The organism is Bacillota bacterium (assembly GCA_013178125.1).
Lineage (GTDB): Bacteria > Bacillota > SHA-98 > Ch115 > JABLXJ01 > JABLXL01.
This window is the reverse complement of the sequence record JABLXJ010000052.1, coordinates 1-2,250: the sequence shown is the minus strand read 5'-3', so window position 1 is coordinate 2,250 and position 2,250 is coordinate 1. Positions and strand designations below refer to the sequence as shown.

Here is a 2,250-nt window from a genome sequence, read left to right as displayed (position 1 = left end):
CCTCTCCTTTGTCGCCGCCTCATCAATCGTGACGATGATAGATAAAACATCACCGGGTTTGGCCCCTTTGGGAAGGATCTCCCGCGGGAGGTTAAGCATTATGTTCTCTGGTCCCTCAATAACTGCCCAATCGCCCTCGAACCGATCGATGATATACATTGAACCGAGCCTCCTCTGTGTGCAGCGTCCAGCGAATGTGTTATGGAACGGTTCGCTCAATATCATCTGGATTTCCAAGCCGTTGTCCAGCTTCCTGCCTACCTTGATAAGGGCATTGGCATGCCCAAATTCCTTCGGCAAGGCGCGGCTCGGTCACCACACCTACAGCCCACTGCCACTATTCGACGGATATCGTAATTACCCTTCAAATGTAGATGGAATTCCACTCGATGTCCGAATGCAGTACCGTGCTTCTCAGCGATGGATGCCAGTTCTTAGCCTTTTTTGAAGGTTGAAATACCGATGGCATATTTCTTTCTGGTCTCCGCCCTGTAGAATTCCATAGCCAAGTGCCACCCAGCAGGCAAAGGACACTAACCCAGTCCGTATAGAAATCCAATTGTATATCATAGGCAATCGCCGATTCAGTCTTCTCCCAAAATCCTTATTCTCTTTTCATCAAAATCACAGATAATCGGCATGTGATCGCTTTCCCCGATCCACTCGTCCCATCGTCCCACGGACACGTTCCGAACCGAATCAATAAATGCGCGCGAAGCGAAGACATAATCAACATGATAGGGTTTTCCTTTGTTGCGTTGTAAGTATAATGTTGGCTCGGCTTCGGCACCGTGTTCTATCCCATGGAAATGGTGGTAAAGGCTTTCAATCCCGTTTTTCCTCAGGATGGCAACGACATCCGAATGATTCCACCAGCGATCCGGCACATCCCATTGAATATGGCTGTTGAAATCCCCCAGGAATAGAGACTGATTGGCAGTTATCTCCTTTTCGAAAGCCTGCAAGAACTTCCATACCTGACCGATATACTGAAATGTCGGGGACTTGGTATTATTCGCCCAAACCGCGATCATGTTGAACTCGAATCCTTGGTAGTCGACATGGAATGGTCTGATATAGCGGATCTCAGGATCAAACCATGAGCATTCTGCGATTTTTACTTTGCGTCTTACGAATACACCGACCCCTTGGTGATTATTGTCGCCAAACCAACGCCACCCATCGAAATCCGAAATCCAGTCGCCATCTCTGGTCATGCCGGGATTTTCACACTCAGGCACGACGACAATATGCGGATTAAGATCCACAATCCGCTTGCTTTTCTTTCTGAATGCCCTGTTACAGTTCCAAGTGATTACTCTCATAATGTTCGATATCTTCCTCGGCATACCCGTACGGCATCCTTGTTTCCAGCTATCCCTCAACATTCGTTCGAGCGCCTCGGCCACTAATTTTGGGCTAAAGCGTACATCCCTTCTGTGAAGGGCCATAAATTTCACAGCCGTCCCCAGACGAGCGTATTCGATGAATTTCCGCACCGCCCGCCGGCGTCCTCAGGCTTCTGATTACCATGCCCGTATATACTTACTCTCGACCAGTAAAACCACCTAGTTTCATCATCCTCGCCCTCAAGAAAAGTCTCGCGCATTCGATAATAATCCGCTCTGGCAAGACGTGCAACCGCTTCTTGGTCTCCGATGCACTTGTCGCTCCACTGTCCTGCGAGAAGAGCCGGGAGCACGGAACGAGCAATATCCGGTTTACTCCACCGCGGCGCCAGCGTGACGGAGCTGACAGCCAATTTCCGTCGCAATGCTCCGAGGCTTCGCCGCGCCAATGCGGCAAGGTCTTTAGCCTGATCCTCGGGGATACCCATGGCTATAAGGGCTTCCCCAGCCCCCTCCCGCTGCAATCGAGGGAGTGAGAGAGTGTCGCCTGTCGCGGAGTCGCTTCGGTCTAGCGGGATGAGCACGTGATGGCCACTTGCGACCGCCTGGGCTACCGTGCTGCGGTCGGAGAAATCGGCAATCAAGACAAGAGCACCGTCACATAATGCCAATTGACGCCAAGGTGAGGCATCTTTAATGACGACACTTCGGGCACAAACTTTTTCCCGTTCTTCCTCTGGCATACGAAACAACGCTGTGAAGAAAGCCACCGCCTATTCGCCATAGACCGAGATGGAGGTTGTGTCGGCGTGAATCCGGTTCAGCACGATGTCCTCTATTGCAAGAGCGGTTAGCATGATTGTTGAGGTAACCTTCTTGGGGTTAGCTTCAACAAGCATAT

General features: G+C 50.8%; 3 protein-coding genes. All 3 read right to left on the bottom strand.

Going from position 1 to position 2,250, the window contains the following annotated elements:
* Window positions 1–159, bottom strand: a 159-nt coding sequence (locus tag HPY71_15685) for a DUF3006 domain-containing protein (protein ID NPV54928.1), incomplete at its 3' end; no start/stop codon positions are given.
* 425 nt (window positions 160–584) lie between these two features.
* Entirely contained in the window at window positions 585–1,349 is a 765-nt protein-coding gene (locus tag HPY71_15680) for an endonuclease/exonuclease/phosphatase family protein (GenBank protein NPV54927.1), read from the bottom strand.
* 107 nt (window positions 1,350–1,456) lie between these two features.
* Window positions 1,457–2,020 (bottom strand): hypothetical protein, encoded by a 564-nt coding sequence (locus HPY71_15675; GenBank protein ID NPV54926.1) that lies wholly within the window; start codon window positions 2,018–2,020, stop codon window positions 1,457–1,459.
* Between the last annotated feature and the right edge of the window lie 230 nt (window positions 2,021–2,250).